Here is a 21,879-nt window from a genome sequence, read left to right as displayed (position 1 = left end):
CCTTGACTATGCGGGGTTTAGGGACGGCTGTCGTCCCGGACCCGATGGTCATCCGGATAAGGACACGCCATGAGTGAAGCTCTGAACAGCCTCGCCACCTATCTTCGGGAAACGAAGGGCGCCCTGTTCGCCGAGGCGACGATCGCTTTCGGCGACCTGACGCTGACGACGACCGGCGAGACCATCGTCGCCCTGCTCACGTTCCTGCGCGACGACGCCCGCTGCGGTTTCGTCAACATCATCGACGTCTGCGGCGTGGACTATCCCGCGCGCGCGGAGCGTTTCGATGTGGTCTACCATCTCCTCTCGCCGAAGCAGAACCTGCGCATCCGCGTCAAGGTGGCAACGTCGGAAGAGGAACCGGTGCCCTCCATCTGCGACGTCTTTCCCGGCGCCGACTGGTTCGAGCGCGAAGCCTACGACATGTACGGCATCCTCTTCACCGGCCATCCCGACCTGCGCCGCATCCTCACCGACTACGGGTTCGAGGGCTATCCGCTGCGAAAGGATTTTCCGCTGACGGGCTATGTCGAAGTGCGCTACAACGACGAAGCCAAGCGCGTGGTTTACGAGCCGGTCGAACTGAAGCAGGAATTCCGGAATTTCGACTTCCTCTCCCCTTGGGAAGGGACGGATTACGTTCTTCCAGGGGATGAAAAGGCAAAAGGCGGCTGATGGGCGAGACACGCTCCAGGGTATTGCGATCGGGCGGTTGCCTTTGCGGCGCGGTGCGCTTCGACGTCGCCATCGCGTCATCGGTGCATGTCTGCCATTGCGGCAAGTGCCGGAGGTGGTCAGGCGGCGCCTTCATGGGCGTGGCCTGCGATGCACCGGTCTTCACCGCAGACGCCGCGCTTTCGCGCTATACGTCTTCGGAGTGGGCGGAGCGAGAATTCTGTGGGACATGCGGCTCCAGCCTTTTCTGGACAGCGCGAGACGGATCCTACCGCGTTGTGTCCGCGCAAAGTCTTGACGATGCGACGGGCGTGACGTTCGAGACGCAGATCTTCGTCGACGAGAAGCCGTCCTACTACGCTTTCGCCGACAGCACGACAATGATGACCGGGGCCGAGGTCTTTGCAGCTTTCACGAGCAATGCAGGCGCGGAAAAGCGGGATTGATGACCATGAACGAACATAATATCCGCAACTTCAATATCAATTTCGGGCCGCAGCATCCGGCCGCGCACGGCGTTTTGCGCCTGGTGCTGGAGCTGGACGGGGAGATCGTCGAGCGGGTCGATCCGCATATCGGCCTTTTGCATCGCGGTACCGAGAAGCTGATCGAGTCGAAGACCTATCTGCAGGCTCTGCCCTATTTCGACCGTCTCGACTATGTTGCGCCGATGAACCAGGAACACGGATTCTCGCTGGCGGTGGAAAAGCTCACCGGCACGGAGGTTCCGATCCGCGGGCAGCTGATCCGTGTTCTCTATTCCGAAATCGGTCGCATCCTCTCGCATCTCCTCAACGTCACCACGCAGGCCATGGACGTCGGCGCCCTGACGCCGCCGCTCTGGGGCTTCGAGGAGCGCGAGAAGCTGATGGTGTTCTATGAGCGCGCCTCCGGCTCGCGCATGCACGCCGCCTATATCCGCCCGGGGGGGGTCCACCAGGACCTGCCGCACGAACTGGTCGAGGATATCGGCAAGTGGATCGATCCGTTCCTGAAGACCGTCGACGATATCGACGAGCTTCTCACGGGTAACCGCATCTTCAAGCAGCGCAACGTCGATATCGGCGTCGTCAGCCTTGCGGATTGCTGGGCCTGGGGCTTTTCGGGCGTGATGGTGCGCGGCTCGGGCGCTGCCTGGGACCTGCGCAAGTCGCAGCCCTACGAGTGCTATGCCGACATGGATTTCGACATTCCGATCGGCAAGAACGGCGACTGCTACGATCGCTATCTGATCCGCATGATCGAAATGCGCGAGTCGGCCAAGATCATGCGCCAGTGCGTGGATCGCCTGCTGGGCGACGCGAAGATCGGTCCGGTCTCCTCGCTCGACGGCAAGGTCGTGCCGCCGAAGCGCGGCGAGATGAAGCGGTCGATGGAAGCGCTGATCCACCATTTCAAGCTCTACACCGAAGGCTACCACGTGCCCGCCGGCGATGTTTATGCCGCGGTCGAGGCACCGAAAGGGGAGTTCGGCGTCTATCTCGTCTCGGATGGCACCAACAAGCCGTATCGCTGCAAGATCCGGGCTCCCGGCTACGCGCATCTGCAGGCGATGGATTACATCTGTCGCGGCCACCAGCTCGCGGACGTCTCGGCCATTCTCGGCTCGCTCGACATCGTGTTCGGGGAGGTCGACCGCTGATGCTGGATCGCTCCGTCGCCGCCCGCCGCTTCGTCATTCAGACGCTCGACCGTCTTCTGGCCCAGTCGGCCAAGAACGGCCCGTCTTCCGCCGCGGCCGACCGCCGCGAACAAAATACATCCGGTTCCGATCAGCTGCTGGGCAGCCTGTTCGCCGGGTCGAGAAACTGAAGTTAGGGTGCGGTAAACATGTCCGTTCGTCGACTAGCCGATGAAGCCGTCCAGCCGCAGCAGTTCGCGTTCAGCGATGCGAATGCTGCCTGGGCACAGACCACGATCCGGAAGTACCCGGAAGGCCGCCAGCAGTCCGCTGTCATCCCGCTGTTGATGCGGGCGCAGGAGCAGGACGGATGGGTCACCAAGGCGGCGATCGAGAGCGTCGCGGACATGCTCGACATGCCCTATATCCGCGTTCTCGAGGTCGCGACCTTCTACACCCAGTTCCAGCTGAAGCCGATCGGCACGCGCGCCCATATCCAGGTCTGCGGCACGACGCCCTGCATGCTGCGCGGCTCGGAAGAGCTGATATCGCTCTGCAAGCGCAAGATCCACGGCCAGCCGCTCACCCAGAACGAGAGCGGCACGCTGTCGTGGGAAGAGGTCGAGTGTCAGGGCGCCTGCGTCAACGCACCGATGGTGATGATCTTCAAGGACAGCTATGAGGACCTCACGGTCGAGCGCCTGGAAGAGATCATCGATGCCTTCGAGGCAGGCCGTGGCGCCGAAATCGTTCCCGGTCCGCAGATCGACCGGATCTTCTCCGCACCGATCGACGGCCTGACGACGCTGACCGAAGAGCCGACGCCGCAGCGCAACCAGGTGACCGAGCCTCCGGCTCCGGCCGCACCGGCAGAGGGGGCCTCTGTGCCCCCGTCGGAAGCCGGCCGCCCGAAGAGCACGGATGCCGAAACCAACCCGACGATGAAGACGCCGGCCACCGCCAAGAGCGAAGCGGCGGCGAACGCCAAGACGGAAGGCGGCGAGACCAAGGATGCCGCAACCGTCGATACGCCGGAGGGCGGCGAAAAGACCGACCTGACGGCCGGTGCCGGCAAGCCGGCGCCCGAGGCGAAGAAATGAGATGACGGCCGGGCACCGTCGCGCCGGTTTCGGCGTGCGGTTGCACTGGCCATGGGCTGCGAAGCCTTGTACACCGGAGGGATCGGCAGCCGCCGACGACCGGTGCCGCGAGGCGGACGACGGCAGCCTGAGACATGCACGCAAGGACTGACCCGCCGTCATGGCGGATCCACATTCTCGAAGAATCGGCGGACTGAGCCATGCTTGACGATAAAGATCGTATCTTCACCAATCTCTACGGCCTTCACGACAAGTCGCTGAAGGGCGCAATGTCGCGCGGCCACTGGGACGGCACCAAGCAGATCCTGGAAAAAGGTCGCGACTGGATCATCAACGAGATGAAGGCGTCCGGTCTGCGCGGCCGCGGCGGCGCCGGCTTCCCGACCGGTCTGAAATGGTCCTTCATGCCGAAGGAAAGCGACGGTCGTCCGCACTATCTCGTCGTCAATGCCGACGAATCGGAGCCCGGCACCTGCAAGGACCGCGATATCATGCGCCACGATCCGCACACGCTGATCGAAGGCTGCGTCATCGCGAGCTTCGCCATGGGCGCCCATGCCGCCTATATCTACGTCCGCGGCGAATATATGCGCGAACGCGAAGCGCTGCAGGCCGCGATCGACGAATGCTACGATGCGGGCCTCCTCGGCGCGAACAACAAGCTCGGCTGGGACATGGAAATCTTCGTTCACCATGGCGCCGGTGCCTATATTTGCGGTGAGGAGACCGCGCTGCTCGAAAGTCTGGAAGGCAAGAAGGGCCAGCCGCGCCTGAAGCCGCCGTTCCCGGCAAACATGGGCCTCTATGGCTGCCCGACGACGGTCAACAACGTCGAATCGATCGCCGTTGCCCCGACGATCCTGCGTCGCGGCGCCGGCTGGTTCTCGTCCATTGGCCGGCCGAACAATGTCGGGACCAAGCTGTTTATGGTGTCCGGCCATGTCAACAAGCCATGCACCTTCGAGGATGCGATGGGAACGCCGTTCCGCGAGATGATTGATCGCCATTGCGGCGGCATCCGCGGCGGCTGGGACAATCTTCTGGCCGTGATCCCGGGCGGCTCGTCCTGCCCGGTGGTCAAGGCCGAGCACATCATCGATGCGCCGATGGATTTCGATGGCATGCGCGACGTGAAGTCGTCGTTCGGCACTGCCGCGATCATCGTCATGGATCGCTCGACCGATATCATCAAGGCGATCTGGCGGCTCGCGGCCTTCTACAAGCACGAGAGCTGCGGCCAGTGCACGCCGTGCCGCGAAGGCACCGGCTGGATGATGCGCGTCATGGAGCGCATGGTGCAGGGTCGCGCCCAGAAGCGCGAGATCGACATGCTGTTCGACGTGACGAAGCAGGTCGAAGGCCACACGATCTGCGCGCTCGGCGACGCAGCTGCCTGGCCCATTCAGGGCCTGATCCGCAACTTCCGTCCCGAGATGGAAGCGCGGATCGACGAATACACCCGGAACGCCTCCTCTCACGGAGCCGTTCTCCAAGCCGCGGAGTAACAGCATGACGAAGTCGCCGATGGACGATGAGCAGGCCGGTTTCGCAGATGCGCAGGATCCTTCGTCGGCAAGCGGCGATCCAGCGGGCTTTGCCGGCTGGACCAAAGAGGGCGCTCCGCCCTTGCCCCCGTTGATGCAGAACCCGACGGCCTCCGTCGCGGCTGCCGCGGCGCTGGGCTTCGGAATGGCAAGCCATTTCGCCGGCTTCATGCTCGGCGCGATGCAGGGCTTCATGGAGGCGGCGCAGAAGGCGTCGGCCACGGCCGAGGCAGAGCGGGAAACAGGGCAGGGGAAAACGCCTGCGGACACGGCGGAAGCGGCGGCAGGGAAAGCGGCGACATCACAGCCTGCACCGGACGTGGCGCGCGGGACGGCGAAGGCAGCGGCCGAGCCTGTTGCGGACATCGCGGTGGACGCGGCCGAGGCGACGGCTGCCGTGATCGCCCGCGCCTCGGACGCGATCGCCAAGGCATCGCCGCCGAAGGCGGAGGCCAGCCCGGACAGCAGCGGCGTCAAGCCGGCGCGCGCGCGCCGCGGCAAGGTGGCCGACGACCTGAAGCAGATTTCGGGCATCGGTCCGAAGCTGGAGCAGGTCCTGAAGAGCTTCGAGATCACGCGTTTCAGCGAGATTGCGGCCTGGGACGAAAACGATATTGCCCGGTTCGACCGGGAACTGAACGTCAGTGGTCGCATCGTGCGGGACCGCTGGGTCGAACAGGCCAAGGTGCTCGCCAAGGGCTGAGCGCCTGCGCTAACGCTTCGGGTGCCTCCGGGCCCACAGGAACGATCGAGGCCGCTGGCCTCGGGACAGACAGGGCCGCAGAGGCCCTTTGACGATCGATCCGTCGCTTGAAGACCGGCGGAAGAGGACAGGATTGAGTGCGAAGATGGCAAAGCTGAAAGTCGACGGAAAAGAGATCGAAGTCCCGGATCATTTCACGCTGCTTCAGGCATGCGAGGAAGCCGGCGCCGAGGTTCCGCGCTTTTGTTTCCACGAGCGGCTGTCGGTTGCCGGCAATTGTCGCATGTGTCTGATCGAGGTGAAGGGTGGCCCGCCGAAGCCGGCGGCATCCTGCGCCATGGGCGTGCGCGATCTTCGCCCCGGCCCGAACGGCGAGACGCCGGAAGTCTTCACGACCACGCCGATGGTCAAGAAGGCGCGCGAGGGCGTCATGGAATTCCTGCTGATCAACCATCCGCTGGACTGCCCGATCTGCGATCAGGGCGGCGAATGCGACCTGCAGGACCAGGCCATGGCCTTCGGCGTCGATTCGACCCGCTATAACGAGAACAAGCGTGCGGTCGAGGACAAGTATATCGGCCCGCTGGTGAAGACGGTGATGAACCGCTGCATCCACTGCACGCGCTGCGTTCGCTTCACCACCGAAGTCGCCGGCATTGCCGAACTCGGCCTGATCGGTCGCGGCGAGGATGCCGAGATCACGACATACCTCGAACAGGCGATGACGTCCGAGCTTCAGGGCAATGTGGTCGACCTCTGCCCGGTCGGCGCGCTGACCTCCAAGCCCTATGCGTTCAATGCGCGCCCGTGGGAACTTGGCAAGACCGAATCGGTGGATGTCATGGATGCCGTCGGCTCCGCCATCCGGGTCGACACGCGCGGCCGCGAAGTCATGCGCGTCATGCCGCGCATCAATGAAGAGATCAACGAAGAGTGGATCTCCGACAAGACCCGCTTCATCTGGGACGGCCTGAAGACGCAGCGTCTGGATCGCCCTTATGTGAAGAAGGACGGCCGGTTGCAGCCCGCAAGCTGGGGCGAAGCCTTCGCCGCGATCAAGGCCGCCGTGTCGAAGACCAGCGGCGACCGCATCGGCGCGATTGCCGGCGACCTTGCCTCCGTCGAGGAAATGTATGCCCTCAAGGGCCTGATGACGGCGCTGGGTTCGACAAACATCGATTGTCGCCAGGACGGCGCAGCGCTCGATCCGTCGCTCGGACGTTCGAGCTATCTCTTCAATCCCACCATTCAGGGCATTGAAAACGCGGATGCTTTGCTGATCATCGGTGCCAATCCGCGCTTCGAAGCCTCGGTGCTCAACGCCCGCATCCGCAAACGCTTCCGCATGGGCACGTTCCCGATCGGCGTGATCGGCGAAGCGGCCGAACTGCGCTATTCCTACGATTATCTCGGCGCCGGGACCGACACGCTCGGCGAACTCCTGGCCGGCCGCGGCAGCTTCTACGAGGTGCTGACCAAGGCTGAGCGTCCGATGATCCTCATCGGGCAGGGCGCCCTGATCGGCGAGGGCGGTGCGTCTGTTCTCGCTTCCGCCGCCAAGCTCGCCGGTGCGATCGGCGCGGTGTCGGACGGCTGGAACGGTTTTGCCGTCCTCCACACGGCGGCGGCCCGCGTCGGCGGTCTCGACCTTGGCTTCGTACCGGGCGCCAACGGCAAGACGGCGCAGGACATGGTGACGGGCACGGACGTGCTCTTCCTGCTCGGCGCGGATGAGATCGACCTTGCCGCCCGCACGAGCGGCTTCACGGTCTATATCGGTTCGCACGGCGACAACGGCGCCCATGGCGCCGACGTCATCCTTCCCGGCGCGACCTATACCGAGAAGTCGGGCATCTGGGTCAACACCGAAGGTCGCGTCCAGATGGGCAACCGTGCCGGCTTCGCGCCGGGCGAGGCCCGCGAAGACTGGGCGATCCTGCGGGCTTTGTCCGACGTGCTCGGCAAGAAGCTGCCCTTCGACTCGCTTTCGGAGCTGCGCCGCAAGCTGGTGGCGGACTATCCGCATTTCGGTGCGGTCGACACGATCGCCGAGGCCGTCGACGGCGAAATTGCCGCACTTGCACAAAAAGCCGGTGAGATGACCAAATCCGCGTTTGCGTCTCCGGTGAAAGACTTCTATTTGACGAACCCGATAGCGCGCGCTTCCGCAGTCATGGCCGAATGTTCGGCGCTGGCTCGCAATAATTTCAAAGCGGCAGCGGAATGAGCGCGGGAGAATAAGGCACCATGGACGGTTTTCTTTCGACCTATGTCTGGCCGGCGGCCATCATGATCGGCCAGTCGCTTCTGCTGCTGGTCGCTCTCCTGATCTTCATCGCCTATATCCTGCTGGCTGACCGCAAGATCTGGGCAGCGGTGCAGCTGCGCCGTGGACCCAACGTGGTGGGTCCCTTCGGCCTTTTCCAGTCCTTCGCCGATCTTTTGAAGTTCGTCGTCAAGGAGCCGGTCATTCCCGCCGGCGCGAACAAGGTTCTCTTCCTGCTCGCACCGCTGGTGTCTGTGACGCTGGCACTGGCCGCCTGGGCCGTCGTCCCGCTGAACGACAACTGGGTGATGGCGAACATCAATGTCGGCATCCTCTATGTCCTCGCCATTTCGTCGCTCGAAGTGTACGGCGTCATCATGGGCGGCTGGGCGTCGAACTCGAAGTATCCCTTCCTGTCGGCCCTGCGCTCGGCGGCACAGATGGTTTCCTACGAAGTCTCGATCGGCTTCGTCATCGTCACCGTCCTGCTCTGCGTCGGCTCGCTGAACCTCACCGACATCGTCAACTCGCAGCGGGACGGTCTCGGCACGATGATGGGCCTGCCGGGCTCCTTCCTCGACTGGTACTGGCTGCCGCTCTTCCCGATGTTCATCGTGTTCTTCATCTCGGCGCTGGCCGAGACGAACCGGCCGCCCTTTGACTTGGTCGAGGCCGAGTCGGAACTCGTCGCCGGCTTCATGGTCGAATACGGCTCGACCCCGTACATGATGTTCATGCTCGGCGAATACGCCGCCATCTGCCTGATGTGCGCGCTCACCACGATCCTCTTCCTCGGCGGCTGGCTGCCGCCGGTGGACGTCTGGTTCCTCAACTGGGTTCCCGGCATCATCTGGTTCGTGCTGAAGGCGTCGCTGGTGTTCTTCATGTTCGCGATGGTCAAGGCCTTCGTGCCGCGCTACCGCTACGACCAGCTGATGCGTCTCGGCTGGAAGGTCTTCCTTCCCCTGTCGCTCGTCATGGTCTTTATCGTTGCAATCACGCTGAAGCTCGGCGGATGGGCCTGATGCCCGTCCGCAGCTTCGCGACAGTCGCTGGCGTTCCGCAGGCCAGCTCATTCGGAGGTAAATGATGGCCGCCATATCGCAAGCCGTCAGATCGCTGTTCCTCAAGGAGTTCGTCGGCGCGTTCTTCCTGTCGATGCGCTATTTCTTCGCGCCGAAGGCGACGCTGAACTATCCGTTCGAAAAAGGCCCGATCAGCCCGCGTTTCCGCGGCGAGCATGCGCTGCGTCGTTATCCCAACGGTGAAGAGCGCTGCATCGCCTGCAAGCTGTGCGAGGCGATCTGTCCCGCCCAGGCCATCACCATCGAAGCCGGTCCGCGTCGCAATGACGGCACACGCCGCACGGTGCGCTACGACATCGACATGGTGAAGTGCATCTATTGCGGCTTCTGCCAGGAAGCCTGCCCGGTCGACGCCATCGTCGAAGGGCCGAACTTCGAATTCGCCACCGAGACGCGCGAAGAGCTCTACTACGACAAGGAACGCCTTCTTTCGAACGGCGACCGTTGGGAGCGCGAAATCGCCCGCAACATCGGCATGGACTCGCCGTACCGGTAAGGTTGCGGCGCCGCTTTCGCGAAGCGTCGCCCGCCCGGGCGGCGAGACACTGGAAATTTGGGTGTCGACCGGACCTCTCCGGTCGGCCAGGAACGGTCTGCGCAAAGGCACATCGTTCCGGGGAAGACGAAAAAGGCACCGGTCATGGGTCTGCAGACTCTATTCTTCTATCTCTTCGCCTTCATCGCCGTCGCATCGGCGTTCATGGTGATCTCGGCCAGGAACCCGGTCTATTCGGTCCTGTTCCTCATCCTGTGCTTCTTCAATTCGGCGGGCCTCTTCCTGCTGACGGGAGCCGAGTTCCTCGCGATGATCCTGTTGGTCGTCTATATCGGCGCCGTTGCGGTTCTCTTCCTCTTCGTCGTGATGATGCTCGACATCGACTTCAACCAGCTGCGCTCCGGCGTGCTCGACTATGCGCCGGTGGGCGCCCTGGTCGGCTTGATCCTCGCGGCCGAGCTGATCATCGTCGTGGCCGGCAGCACCTTCTCGCCGGAAATCGCCAAGACCGTCTCGATGCCGATCCCGGCCGTGACGGACCGGACCAATACCGCCGCCCTCGGCGACGTCATCTACACCCACTACATCTATTACTTCCAGATCGCCGGCCTCGTGCTGTTCGTCGCCATGATCGGCGCGATCGTGCTCACGCTGCGCCATCGCCCCAACATCAAGCGTCAGAATATTTCCGAGCAGGTCGCCCGCGTGCCCGCCACCGCCGTCGAGGTGGTGAAGGTCAAGCCGGGGCAGGGGCTCTAGGCGGTACTGAAGGTCAAGGACACGACATCATGGAAATCGGCATTTCCCACTATCTGACCGTCAGCGCCATCCTGTTCACGCTGGGCGTCTTCGGCATCTTCCTCAACCGCAAGAACATCATCGTCATCCTGATGTCGGTGGAGCTCATCCTGCTCGCGGTCAACATCAACATGGTCGCCTTCTCGTCGTTCCTCAACGACATCACCGGCCAGGTGTTCGCGCTGTTCATCCTGACGGTCGCGGCGGCGGAGGCTGCCATCGGTCTTGCAATTCTCGTCGTCTTCTATCGTAACCGCGGCTCCATCGCGGTCGAAGACGTCAACATGATGAAGGGCTGATCGGCCATGGATACCATCATCAAAGCGGTCGTCTTCCTGCCGCTCATCGGCTTCCTGATCGCCGGCCTGTTTGGCTCGAAGATCGGTGCGAAAGCCTCGGAATACGTGACGACGGGCCTGATGGCCGTCGTGGCCGTGCTGTCCTGGGTCGTCTTCGTCCATGTCGGCCTCGGCGAAACGGAAATGATCCGCGTCTCCGTCATGCGCTGGATCCAGACCGGCAATTTCGATGCCGAGTGGGCCTTCCGCGTCGATACGCTGACGGCCGTCATGTTCGTGGTCGTCAACACGGTGTCGTTCCTCGTGCACCTGTACTCGATCGGCTACATGCACCACGATCCGCATCGCCCGCGCTTCTTCGCCTATCTTTCGCTGTTCACCTTCGCCATGCTCATGCTGGTGACCTCCGACAACCTGCTGCAGATGTTCTTCGGCTGGGAAGGCGTCGGTCTTGCCTCCTATCTGCTGATCGGCTTCTGGTACAAGAAGCCGTCTGCCAGTGCCGCAGCCATGAAGGCGTTCATCGTCAACCGCGTCGGCGACTTCGGCTTCGCGCTCGGCATCTTCGGCGTCTTCGTCCTCTTCGGCTCGATCTCGTTCGAGACGATCTTCGCGACGGCGGCGACCTATCTCCCGACAGAGGGTGCCGCCAACGCCGCCGAGCCCGTCATCACCTTGTTCGGCATGCATCTCGATCGCGCCGATGCCGTCACCGGCGTCGCGCTGCTGCTCTTCATGGGGGCCATGGGCAAGTCGGCACAGTTCCTGCTGCACACCTGGCTGCCGGACGCGATGGAAGGCCCGACGCCGGTCTCCGCGCTCATCCATGCCGCGACCATGGTCACGGCCGGCGTCTTCCTCGTCGCCCGCATGTCGCCGGTGTTCGAGCTGTCGCCGACCGCATTGACGGTGGTGACCCTGATCGGTTCGATCACCGCCTTCTTCGCGGCGACCGTCGGTCTCGTGCAGAACGACATCAAGCGCGTCATCGCCTACTCGACCTGTTCGCAGCTCGGCTACATGTTCGTCGCACTCGGCGTCGGCGCCTATGGCGCGGCCGTGTTCCACCTCTTCACGCACGCCTTTTTCAAGGCACTCCTGTTCCTGTGCGCCGGTTCGGTCATCCACTCCGTCGATGGCGAGCAGGACATGCGCCACATGGGCGGCCTGCGCCCGCACATCAAGATCACCTTCGCGATGATGCTGATCGGCACGCTCGCCATCACCGGCGTCGGCATTCCGTTCACGCCCATCGGCTTTGCCGGCTTCTTCTCCAAGGACGTGATCATCGAGGCGACCTATGCATCGCACTCGCCGCTCGCGGGCTTCGCCTTCACGCTGCTGGTCATCGCCGCGCTGTTCACGAGCTTCTATTCCTGGCGACTGATGTTCCTGACCTTCTTCGGCAAGCCGCGGGCGAGCCACGAGGTCATGCATCACGTGCATGAATCGCCGATGGTCATGCTCGTGCCGCTCTTCGTGCTCGGCTTCGGCGCCGTCGTCGCCGGCGTCCTCGGCGAGGGCTATTTCTACGGCCACGAATATGCCGAGTTCTGGCAGGGCGCGCTGTTCACCTCGGCCGAAAACGAGCTGCTGGACGAGTTTCACCATGTTCCGGCGCTGGTCGCGCTCAGCCCGTTCATCGCCATGGTGCTCGGCTTCGTCACGGCCTGGTACTTCTACATCAAGTCTCCGGAAACGCCGAAGGCGCTGGCGCGCCAGCATCGCGGCCTCTACCAGTTCCTCTTGAACAAGTGGTACTTCGACGAGCTCTACGACTTCCTGTTCGTCCGTCCCGCAAAGCGCATCGGCACCTTCCTCTGGAAGGAAGGTGACGGGCGCGTCATCGACGGCTTCGGTCCGAACGGCGTTGCCGCCCGGGTCATGGACGTCACGCGCGGCGTCGTGCGCCTGCAGACCGGTTACCTCTATCACTATGCGTTCGTGATGCTGATCGGCATCGCCGCGCTCGTTACCTGGATGATGCTCGGGAGCTCCTTCTGATGACCGATTGGCCCATTCTCTCGGCGGTCACCTTCCTGCCGCTGGTCGGCGTTGTGCTCCTGCTTCTGATGCGTGACGACAGCGCCGCCGGTCGCCGCAACGTCCTCAACATCTCGCTGGCAACGACGGTCGTCACCTTCCTGCTGTCGCTCTTCATCTGGGCGGGTTTCGACAATGCGAACCCCGGCTTCCAGATGGTCGAGCAGCATGCCTGGCTCGGCACCGGCATTTCCTATCATCTGGGCGTCGATGGCATTTCCATGCTGTTCGTCATCCTCACCACCTTCCTGATGCCCTTCTGCGTGCTTGCCAGCTGGCACGCGATCGAAAAGCGCATCAAGTCCTACATGATCGCCTTCCTGCTCTTGCAGGTGGTGATGACGGGCGTGTTCGTCTCGCTCGACATCGTCCTCTTCTACGTGTTCTTCGAAGCGACCCTGATCCCGATGTTCGTCATCATCGGCGTCTGGGGCGGCAAGGAGCGCGTCTATGCAAGCTACAAGTTCTTCCTCTACACGCTGTTCGGCTCGGTGCTGATGATGCTCGCCATCATGGCGATGTACTGGCAGACCGGCACCACGGACATGATCGAGCTGACGAAGACGGGCTTCCCCGTCGGCATGCAGACCTGGTTGTGGCTTGCCTGCTTTGCGGCCTTCGCCGTGAAGATGCCGATGTGGCCCGTCCACACCTGGCTGCCCGATGCCCACGTGCAGGCGCCGACCGCTGGCTCCGTCATCCTCGCCGGCGTCATGCTGAAGCTCGGCGGTTACGGCATGGTCCGCATCTCGCTCGGCATGTTCCCGGTCGCATCCGAGCACTTCGCGCCGCTGGTCTTCACGCTGTCCGTCGTCGCCATCATCTACACCTCGCTGGTGGCGATGATGCAGCAGGACATCAAGAAGCTGATCGCCTATTCCTCCGTCGCCCACATGGGCTACGTGACCATGGGCATCTTCGCCGCGAACGTGCAGGGCGTGCAGGGCGCGATCTTCCAGATGCTGTCCCACGGCATCGTCTCCTCCGCGCTCTTCCTCTGCGTCGGCGTGGTCTATGATCGCCTCCACACCCGCGAGATCTCGGCCTATGGCGGCCTCGTCAACAACATGCCGAAATACGCCGTGATCTTCATGATCTTCACCATGGCGAATGTCGGTCTTCCCGGAACCTCGGGCTTCGTCGGGGAAATCACGACGCTGCTCGGCGCCTTCCGCGCCAACACCTGGGTCGCCTTCTTCGCCACCACGGGCGTTATTCTCTCGGCCTGCTACGCACTCTGGCTTTACCGCCGCGTGATGTTCGGCGCGCTGGAGAAGGAAAAGCTGAAAGCGCTGCTGGATCTGTCGCCGCGGGAAAAGGTGATCCTCTACCCGCTCGCGGTGCTCACCATCTTCTTCGGCGTCTATCCGGCGCCGGTCTTCGATGCCACGGCGGCTTCCGTCGATGTGCTGGTCAATAACTACACGACCGCCGTTCAGGCAGCGCAGTCCCTTGCGCTCTCGGCAAACTGACGACGGGGCGAGAAAAACATGAACGCTGATATTCTGGTCGCTAGTCTTCATCTGTCGCTCCCTGAGGTGACGCTTGCCATCGGCGCGCTCGCGCTGCTGATGATCGGCGTCTTCACGGGCGAGCGATCCTCCGGTCTCGTCACCTGGCTGGCGATCGCGGTTCTGGTGATCGCCGGCGTTCTGCTGACCACCACCGGCGACGGCGTCGCCTATAATGGCGCCTTCGTCGCCGACCCCTTCGCCCGCTTCATGAAGATGCTGACGCTGGTTGCATCCATCGTCGCGCTCTTCCTCTCGGCAGGCCAGGCGAAGATCTTCGGCCTCGATCGTTTCGAATATCCGGTGCTCGTCGTTCTCGCGACGCTCGGCATGCTGCTGATGATCTCCGCCAACGACATGATGTCGCTCTACATGGCGCTGGAACTGCAGTCGCTGGCGGCCTATGTGGTCGCCGCCATGAACCGCGACGATCTGCGCTCGACCGAGGCCGGCCTGAAATATTTCGTTCTCGGCGCGCTGTCGTCGGGCATGTTGCTCTACGGCATGTCGCTGGTCTATGGCTTCACCGGCCATACCGGTTTCGTCGAAATCGCAGCGGCCCTCACGGCCGACGGGCGTTCGCTCGGTCTGGTCTTCGGTCTCGTCTTCGTGCTCGCCGGTGTCGCCTTCAAGATCTCGGCCGTGCCGTTCCACATGTGGACGCCGGACGTCTATGAAGGGGCGCCGACCCCGGTCACCACCTTCTTTGCGGGCGCGCCGAAGATCGCCGCGATCGCCATGCTGGTCCGCGTCGTCATCACCGCCTTCGAGCCGATCCAGCTCGACTGGCAGCAGATCATCGTCTTCATCTCGATCGCGTCCATGGTGCTCGGTTCCTTTGCCGCCATCGGCCAGAAGAACATCAAACGCCTGATGGCCTATTCCTCCATCGGTCACATGGGCTATGCGCTGGTCGGGCTCTCTGCCGGCTCGATGGCCGGCGTGCGCGGCGTCGTACTCTATATGCTGATCTACATGGTCATGACGCTTGGCACCTTCGCCTGCATCCTCGCCATGCGCCGCAAGGAAGGCCATCACGTCGAACAGGTGGACGATCTCGCAGGCCTGTCGCAGACGAACCCCTTCATGGCCGTCGTCCTGACGATCCTGATGTTCTCGCTCGCCGGCATCCCGCCGCTCGCCGGCTTCTTCGCCAAGTATTTCGTGTTCATGGCGGCCATCGAGGCGAAGCTATATGCACTCGCGGTCATCGGCGTTCTCGCCTCCGTCGTCGGGGCCTACTACTATCTGCGCGTCATCAAGCTGATGTGGTTCGATGAGCCGGCTGGCGAGTTCGCGCGTCCCGCCGGCTCGCTGAAGCTGGTCTATGGTCTCTCCGGCCTCTTCATCGTCGGCTATGTTATCGTCGGCGGCCCGATCGGCGCTGCGGCCGAAGCGGCAGCCCGGACATTCTTTTGAGCGGCCTGAGCCGGCTCACCCGCATGTCCGTTGACGACTTCCGCCACGTCGCCCTGGACGAGGTGGGCTCCACCAACACCGAATGCCTTGCGCGTGCGCGCGCAGGCGATCCGGGCCATCTCTGGATCACAGCCGGCCGGCAGACGGATGGTCGCGGCCGGCGTGGTCGTGCCTGGAGTTCCGAGCGCGGCAACCTCTACGCTTCGCTTCTGCTGATCGACCCCGCGCCACTGGAGATGATCCAGTCCCTGCCGCTCGCGGTCGCCGTTGCCGTGCGCGACGCCATTCAGGCGGTGCTGCCCGCCGGCGCGCGGTCCGCCGAGATCAAATGGCCGAACGACATCCTGATCGGCGGAAAAAAGACCTGCGGTATCCTGCTGGAAGGCGAGCGCCTCGCGGATGGCCGCTATGCGCTGGTGATCGGCTGCGGCATCAATGTCGTGAGCGCGCCCGACCACGGGCTCTACCCCTTGACCGATCTGCGCAGCGAAGGCGCGGCCGCATCGGCGGAAGAACTGTTCGCGCATCTCTTCATGAGCATGGCCAAAACACTGAGCACCTGGAACGGTGGACGGGGCATCGGCGACATCATCGCCCTCTGGCGGCAACATGCCGTCGGCATCGGTCGCCCCATCACGGTCAACCTTCCGGACCGCTCCATCATTGGCACTTTCGACGACATCGACGGCTCCGGCCAACTAATTCTCACGGATGAAAACGGCATGCGCCGGCACATAGCCGCCGGCGATGTCTTTTTCGGATGATACAAGGCATAATTCTCTGATGACTGAGAAAAACGAACTGGTTTTCCTGCCGCTTGGCGGCGTCGGCGAAATCGGCATGAACCTCGCGCTCTATGGCTACGGCCCTGCGGCGAACCGCGAATGGATCATGGTCGATTGCGGCGTGACATTCCCCGGGCCGGACCTGCCCGGCGTGGACCTGGTGCTCCCCGACATCCGGTTCCTTGCCGACAAGCTCAAGAGCCTGAAGGCCATCATCATCACCCATGCGCACGAGGATCACTACGGCGCGCTGTCCGACCTCTGGCCCGGCCTCAACGTTCCGGTCTATGCCTCGCCGTTTACGGCCGGCATGCTGGAAGCCAAGCGCCAGTACGAACGGAGCCGCAACGAGGTTCCGATCACCATCTTCAAGCAGGGCGACCGCGTTCAGATCGGCCCGTTCGAGGTGGAGGCCGTCGGCGTCAATCACTCGATCCCCGAGCCGATGGCGCTCGTCATCCGCACGCCGCTTGGCAATCTCGTCCACACCGGCGACTGGAAGATCGACCATGCACCGTCGCTCGGTCCCTTGACCGATGGCGACCGGTTCACCGCCGTCGGCGACGAGGGCGTGCTGGCGCTGATGTGCGATTCGACCAATGCGCTCCGCGACGGTGTGTCGCCGTCGGAGGAAGAGGTGTCCACCAGCCTCGAGAAGGTCATTCGCGCCGCGGAAGGCCGTGTCGCGATCACGACGTTCTCGTCGAATGTCGGCCGTATCCGCTCGATCGCGAAGGCTGCGGCCGGCGCCGGCCGCGAGGTTCTGCTGATGGGCTCGTCCATGAAGCGCGTGGTGCAGGTCGCCCGCGACGTCGGACTGATGGAGGGCATTCCGCCCTTCATCAGCGAGGACGAATTCGGCTTCATCCCGCGTGATCGCGTCGTCGTCATCCTCACCGGCAGCCAGGGGGAGCCCCGCGCGGCGCTGGCGAAGATCGCGCGCGACGAGATGCGCAATGTCGCGTTCACCGCCGGCGACACCGTCGTTTTCTCCTCGCGCGCCATTCCCGGCAACGAGAAGGCGATCAACGAGATCAAGAACGGTCTGATCGAGCAGGGTATCCTGATCGTCACCGACAGCGACGCGCTCGTGCATGTGTCGGGCCACCCCCGCCGCAACGAGCTGAAGCAGATGTATCAGTGGATCCGTCCGAAGCTACTGGTGCCCGTGCACGGCGAAGCGGCGCACCTCGTCGGACAGATGGAGCTCGCGCTTCAGTCCGGTATTCCCAACGTGCCGCGTGTGCGCAACGGCGATATCCTCCGGCTCGCGCCCGGCATGGCCCAGGTCATCGGCGAAGCGCCGCACGGGCGCATTTTCAAGGATGGCGGTCTGATCGGCGATTTCCAGGAAATGGGCATCGGCGACCGCCGAAAACTGTCCTTTGCCGGACACGTCTCGGTCAATGTCGTGCTGGATGCCCGCTACGACTTCGCCTCCGATCCGATCGTCGTGCCGATCGGCCTGCCGGAGTTCGACGACGAGGGCGAGGACATGAACGACACGCTGTACGATGCCGTTCTCGGCGCGGTGGAAAGCATTCCGCGCGCGCGCCGCAAGGATCTCGTCATGGTTCAGGAGGCCGTGCGCCGCGCCATTCGCGGTACGGCCAACGAAGTCTGGGGCAAGAAGCCGGTCGTGACGGTCTTCATCAACCGCTTGTCCTGACGCCTCGCCGTCCTCTTGGACGGGTTGACGCTTCCTCGATCGAATGGCCCTCGCCGCAGATTATGCGTCGGGGGCCTTTTCGTGTCCATCCCGCTTCCAGCCGGGCAGGGTGCGGCGTATAAGGGCGGTCAGCCTCTCAACCGGGATGTCGCCATGCCGCTCTTTTCCGTCTTCGCCATCTATTTCATCATCTGGTGGATGACGCTCTTCATCGTCCTGCCGATCGGCCTGCGCACGCAGGCGGAGGAGAGCGATGTGGTGCCAGGAAGCGTCGAGAGCGCGCCGGCCCGGTTCCGGGCGCTGCGGATCTTCGGCCTGACGACGGCGCTTGCCGCGGTGATCCATGTCGTGTGGTACCTGCTGTCGGTGAAGCTCGGCTACGGCATCGATTCCATTCCGCAGTTCGCGCCCAAATTCTATTGAGGCTGGTGCGGGGGCAGGGCGGCCGGCGTTGACCTGAACACGCGGCAACCTGATGATGGTTTCGAGGGGGCGGCCGTTGCTTAACGGATTGGCATATACGCCACCAGCTGGCGGCTGGGCTGCAGCTTCAGGACGGACCGACCGTTCTCCGCAGGACAAAACGCATCGAGCTCTGCCGAAAAGCCAAAAAAAAACAAGGCCAGAAGCCTTGTTTTCTAAGCAATCGCGTGACCCGTAACCGTTACCGGTGGCAGCGTATGACCGCGCCTAAGATCTGATCCTCCCAAGACTTTTTCCGCGACGTCGACAAGAATTTAATCTTCCTGCCTGTTTTGTGGGCTGAAACTAACTGAATTCCGAGCAGGTGTCATCCGATTTTTTTGCATTTATGCTACAGTCCAGCAAAAAATATTCATTGACACACAACAGCCAATTGACGTTACTCGCGCTCCCGTTTTCCGCTTCCATATGTCGCACAATACGGCCTCGTGCCCTATGGCGCAGGCTCTTCGCGTCGCGGCTGCGGCACGGGTTTTCTTCCCGTCGCGAAGCGTTTAAGACCAGCCACTGGGATGGAGCCGGATTCGACCGTTCGCCGGCCATCATCCGTCTTTCGTCCATACGGCCCCGCACAAGGCAGATGCCGTAAGCAAACCTCATTTCGCCCGAATCCGTGTTTAGACGGAAGGCGCCACTCCGGAACCCGTTCATGCGTCTGTCCCGCTATTTCATGCCGATCCTGAAGGAAAACCCCAAGGAAGCGGAGATCGTCTCGCATCGCCTGATGCTGCGCGCCGGCATGATCCGCCAGCAGAGCCAGGGCATCTATTCCTGGCTGCCGCTCGGCAAGCGCGTGCTCGACAAGGTGAACGGCATCATCCGCCAGGAGCAGAACCGCGCCGGCGCCATCGAGCTGTCCATGCCGACCCTGCAGTCAGCCGAGCTTTGGCAGGAAAGCGGTCGCTACGACGACTACGGCAAGGAGATGCTGCGCATCAAGGACCGCCAGGAGCGTCCGATGCTGTACGGGCCGACCAATGAGGAGATGATCACCGACATCTTCCGTTCTTCGGTGAAATCCTACAAGAACCTGCCGCTGAATCTCTACCATATCCAGCTGAAGTTCCGCGACGAGATCCGTCCGCGCTTCGGCACCATGCGCTCGCGCGAATTCCTGATGAAGGATGCCTATTCCTTCGACCTGACGAAGGAAGGCGCCGAGCACGCCTATCGCAAGATGTTCACGGCCTATCTGCGGACCTTCTCGCGGCTTGGCCTGCGCGCCATTCCGATGCGCGCCGACACCGGCCCGATCGGCGGCGATCTCAGCCATGAGTTCATTATCCTGGCCGACACCGGCGAATCCGAAGTGTTCAGCCACCGCGACTTCGTGAACTTCGACATTCCCGCCGAGGACACGAATTTCGATGACGTCGCTGCGCTGCAGGCCGTGTTCGACCAGTGGACCTCCGTCTACGCCGCAACATCGGAAATGCATGACGAAGCGGCCTTCGACGCGATCCCCGAGGGCGAGCGCCTGTCGGCCCGCGGCATCGAGGTCGGTCACATCTTCTATTTCGGCACCAAATATTCCGAGCCGATGGGCGCCAAGGTTCAGGGCCCCGACGGCAAGGAGCATCTGGTGCATATGGGCTCCTACGGCATCGGCCCAACCCGGCTCGTGCCCGCGATCATCGAGGCGTCGCATGACGACAACGGCGTCATCTGGCCGGCCTCGGTCGCGCCCTTCGATGCGGTCATCATCAACATGAAGGCCGGCGACGCGGCATGCGACGCCGCCTGCGAAACCATCTATGCCGCGCTGTCCAAGGCCGGCATCGACACGCTCTACGACGACACCGACGACCGCGCCGGCACCAAGTTCGCGACGGCCGACCTGATCGGCGTTCCCACGCAGATCATCGCCGGGCCGCGGGCTGTTGCGGCCGGCGAGGTCGAGCTGAAGGACCGCAAGACCGGTGCGCGCGAGACCATGACCATCGAAGCTGCGATCAACAAGCTGACCGCTGCGAAATAAGGACCAGGCATGAGCGCCGCTTCCACGGACCCGAAACCGGCAAAGGCGTCGGCACCGCCGTCCCAGACCGGACTGAAGACAGCCTCGAAGGGCGCGCCGCCGAAGGAAACGCCGTCGAGCGGCAAGGCATCGAAGCCGGCCTCCAGCCGTGCCTTTTCAAGCTTCGAGCGGCTGGTGGCCTGGCGCTACCTGCGCTCGCGGCGCAAGGAAGCCTTCATCTCGGTGATCGCCGGCTTCTCCTTCATCGGCATCATGCTCGGCGTGGCCACGCTCATCATCGTCATGGCGGTGATGAACGGGTTTCGCACCGAACTCATTTCCCGCATTCTCGGCATCAACGGCCACATGATCGTGCAGCCGCTGGACGGCCCGCTCGACAATTATGCCGATCTCGCCACCCGCTTTTCCGGCATCAAGGGCGTCACCATGGCGATTCCGATGATCGAGGGGCAGACGCTGGCCTCCGGTCCGGGTGGCGCCGGCACGGGTGCGCTGGTGCGCGGCGTGCGCGCCGACGATCTTGCGAAGATGAAGTCGATTTCCGATCACCTGAAATCGGGCGATCTCACCGGATATGCCACCGGCGGCGGCGTGGCGATCGGCTCGCGCATGGCCGACCAGCTCGGCCTGCAGGCCGGCAGCACCATCACGCTGGTGGCGCCCGAAGGCGATGTGACGCCCATGGGCGTCAATCCGCGCGTCAAATCCTACACCGTCTCCGCGATCTTCGAGATCGGCATGTCGGAATATGATGCGTCGATCATCTTCATGCCGCTGGAAGAAGCGCAGCTCTATTTCAATGCGGAAGGCATCGCCCAGTCGATCGAGCTTTTCGTCGAAAACCCCGACCTCGTCGACAGCCTGCGGCAGCCGGTGGAGCAGGCCGCCCAGAGGCAGGTGCTGATCAGCGACTGGCGCGACCGCAACAAGACCTTCTTCTCGGCCCTGCAGGTCGAGCGCAACGTGATGTTCATGATCCTGACCCTGATCGTGCTGGTGGCCGCGCTCAACATCGTCTCGGGCCTCATCATGCTGGTGAAGGACAAGGGCAGCGACATCGCCATCCTGCGCACGATGGGCGCGACATCCGGCGCCGTCATGCGCATCTTCTTCATGACCGGCGCGGCCATCGGCATCGTCGGCACGCTGGCGGGCGTCGCCCTCGGCGTCGTCGTCTGTCTCAACATCGAATCGATCCGCCAGTTCTTCTCCTGGATCTCGGGCACGACGATCTTCAATCCGGAACTCTACTTCCTCAGCCAGCTGCCGGCGGACATGAACCTCGGCGAGACCGTCGCGGTCGTTGGCATGGCCATCGGACTGTCGTTTCTGGCAACCATCTTCCCCGCCTGGCGGGCCTCGCGACTGGATCCCGTCCAGGCGCTGCGTTACGAGTGACAGGAA

19 protein-coding genes and 1 pseudogene are annotated in these 21,879 nt (G+C 63.2%); all 20 read left to right on the top strand.

Translation table 11 applies throughout. The features are described from left to right. Positions 1-69: 69 nt before the first annotated feature. The 20 genes and pseudogenes from C8J36_RS06250 (at position 70) to C8J36_RS06160 (ending at position 21,873) form a co-directional block, all read left to right on the top strand. Entirely contained in the window at positions 70-675 is a 606-nt protein-coding gene (locus C8J36_RS06250; protein WP_132533455.1) for an NADH-quinone oxidoreductase subunit C, read from the top strand. Next, entirely contained in the window at positions 675-1,121 is a 447-nt protein-coding gene (locus C8J36_RS06245; protein WP_132533453.1) for a GFA family protein, read from the top strand. The genes C8J36_RS06250 and C8J36_RS06245 overlap by 1 nt, the downstream gene beginning before the upstream one ends. 5 nt (positions 1,122-1,126) lie before the next feature. Further along, the gene (locus C8J36_RS06240) at positions 1,127-2,317 is read left to right on the top strand and encodes an NADH-quinone oxidoreductase subunit D (protein WP_062596641.1); all 1,191 of its coding nucleotides are present in this window, start codon (positions 1,127-1,129) and stop codon (positions 2,315-2,317) included. Continuing rightward, the gene (locus C8J36_RS24790) at positions 2,317-2,487 is read left to right on the top strand and encodes a hypothetical protein (RefSeq protein WP_156468206.1); all 171 of its coding nucleotides are present in this window, start codon (positions 2,317-2,319) and stop codon (positions 2,485-2,487) included. Before C8J36_RS06240 ends, C8J36_RS24790 begins: the two co-directional genes overlap by 1 nt. A gap of 18 nt (positions 2,488-2,505) precedes the next feature. Next, a pseudogene (nuoE, locus tag C8J36_RS06235) lies at positions 2,506-3,294 on the top strand (NADH-quinone oxidoreductase subunit NuoE); the annotation flags it as partial. A gap of 302 nt (positions 3,295-3,596) precedes the next feature. Beyond that, a complete protein-coding gene (gene nuoF / locus C8J36_RS06230; RefSeq protein ID WP_062596639.1) occupies positions 3,597-4,901 on the top strand; it encodes an NADH-quinone oxidoreductase subunit NuoF in 1,305 nt (434 codons plus the stop codon). 4 nt (positions 4,902-4,905) lie between these two features. Continuing rightward, the gene (locus C8J36_RS06225) at positions 4,906-5,643 is read left to right on the top strand and encodes an NADH:ubiquinone oxidoreductase (RefSeq protein WP_245506470.1); all 738 of its coding nucleotides are present in this window, start codon (positions 4,906-4,908) and stop codon (positions 5,641-5,643) included. Between the two features lie 145 nt (positions 5,644-5,788). Then, a complete protein-coding gene (gene nuoG, locus C8J36_RS06220; RefSeq protein ID WP_132533449.1) occupies positions 5,789-7,870 on the top strand; it encodes an NADH-quinone oxidoreductase subunit NuoG in 2,082 nt (693 codons plus the stop codon). Between the two features lie 20 nt (positions 7,871-7,890). Then, positions 7,891-8,934: an NADH-quinone oxidoreductase subunit NuoH gene (nuoH, locus tag C8J36_RS06215; protein WP_062596636.1), complete on the top strand. Its 1,044-nt coding sequence runs from the start codon at positions 7,891-7,893 to the stop codon at positions 8,932-8,934. A gap of 64 nt (positions 8,935-8,998) precedes the next feature. Continuing rightward, positions 8,999-9,490 (top strand): NADH-quinone oxidoreductase subunit NuoI, encoded by a 492-nt coding sequence (gene nuoI / locus C8J36_RS06210; RefSeq protein ID WP_062468397.1) that lies wholly within the window; start codon positions 8,999-9,001, stop codon positions 9,488-9,490. Positions 9,491-9,634: 144 nt separating this feature from the next. After that, on the top strand, positions 9,635-10,249 hold the full coding sequence (locus C8J36_RS06205; protein ID WP_062596635.1) for an NADH-quinone oxidoreductase subunit J: 615 nt from the start codon (positions 9,635-9,637) through the stop codon (positions 10,247-10,249). Positions 10,250-10,278: 29 nt separating this feature from the next. Continuing rightward, positions 10,279-10,587, top strand: coding sequence for an NADH-quinone oxidoreductase subunit NuoK (nuoK, locus tag C8J36_RS06200; RefSeq protein ID WP_062468393.1), 309 nt, complete (start codon positions 10,279-10,281; stop codon positions 10,585-10,587). 6 nt (positions 10,588-10,593) lie between these two features. After that, entirely contained in the window at positions 10,594-12,591 is a 1,998-nt protein-coding gene (nuoL, locus tag C8J36_RS06195; RefSeq protein WP_132533447.1) for an NADH-quinone oxidoreductase subunit L, read from the top strand. After that, the gene (locus C8J36_RS06190; RefSeq protein WP_132533445.1) at positions 12,591-14,102 is read left to right on the top strand and encodes an NADH-quinone oxidoreductase subunit M; all 1,512 of its coding nucleotides are present in this window, start codon (positions 12,591-12,593) and stop codon (positions 14,100-14,102) included. Before nuoL ends, C8J36_RS06190 begins: the two co-directional genes overlap by 1 nt. An 18-nt stretch (positions 14,103-14,120) precedes the next feature. Next, positions 14,121-15,560 carry an NADH-quinone oxidoreductase subunit NuoN gene (gene nuoN, locus C8J36_RS06185; protein ID WP_132533443.1) on the top strand — a complete coding sequence of 480 codons (1,440 nt, stop codon included), beginning with the start codon at positions 14,121-14,123 and terminating at the stop codon, positions 15,558-15,560. 23 nt (positions 15,561-15,583) lie between these two features. Then, a complete protein-coding gene (locus C8J36_RS06180; protein ID WP_132533441.1) occupies positions 15,584-16,324 on the top strand; it encodes a biotin--[acetyl-CoA-carboxylase] ligase in 741 nt (246 codons plus the stop codon). Between the two features lie 19 nt (positions 16,325-16,343). Next, on the top strand, positions 16,344-18,014 hold the full coding sequence (locus C8J36_RS06175) for a ribonuclease J (protein WP_132533439.1): 1,671 nt from the start codon (positions 16,344-16,346) through the stop codon (positions 18,012-18,014). A gap of 153 nt (positions 18,015-18,167) precedes the next feature. Beyond that, positions 18,168-18,437, top strand: a complete 270-nt coding sequence (locus tag C8J36_RS06170; RefSeq protein ID WP_132533943.1) for a DUF1467 family protein — start codon at positions 18,168-18,170, stop codon at positions 18,435-18,437. Positions 18,438-19,146: 709 nt separating this feature from the next. Continuing rightward, positions 19,147-20,475 (top strand): proline--tRNA ligase, encoded by a 1,329-nt coding sequence (gene proS / locus C8J36_RS06165; RefSeq protein ID WP_132533437.1) that lies wholly within the window; start codon positions 19,147-19,149, stop codon positions 20,473-20,475. 9 nt (positions 20,476-20,484) lie between these two features. Next, on the top strand, positions 20,485-21,873 hold the full coding sequence (locus C8J36_RS06160; protein ID WP_244481275.1) for a lipoprotein-releasing ABC transporter permease subunit: 1,389 nt from the start codon (positions 20,485-20,487) through the stop codon (positions 21,871-21,873). Positions 21,874-21,879: the final 6 nt, after the last annotated feature.

The sequence above is a fragment of the Rhizobium sp. PP-F2F-G48 genome, assembly GCF_004342335.1.
Taxonomy (GTDB): Bacteria; Pseudomonadota; Alphaproteobacteria; order Rhizobiales; family Rhizobiaceae; genus Ferranicluibacter.
The sequence above is the reverse complement of the archived record's forward strand: the minus strand, read 5'-3'. Positions and strand labels throughout refer to the sequence as shown.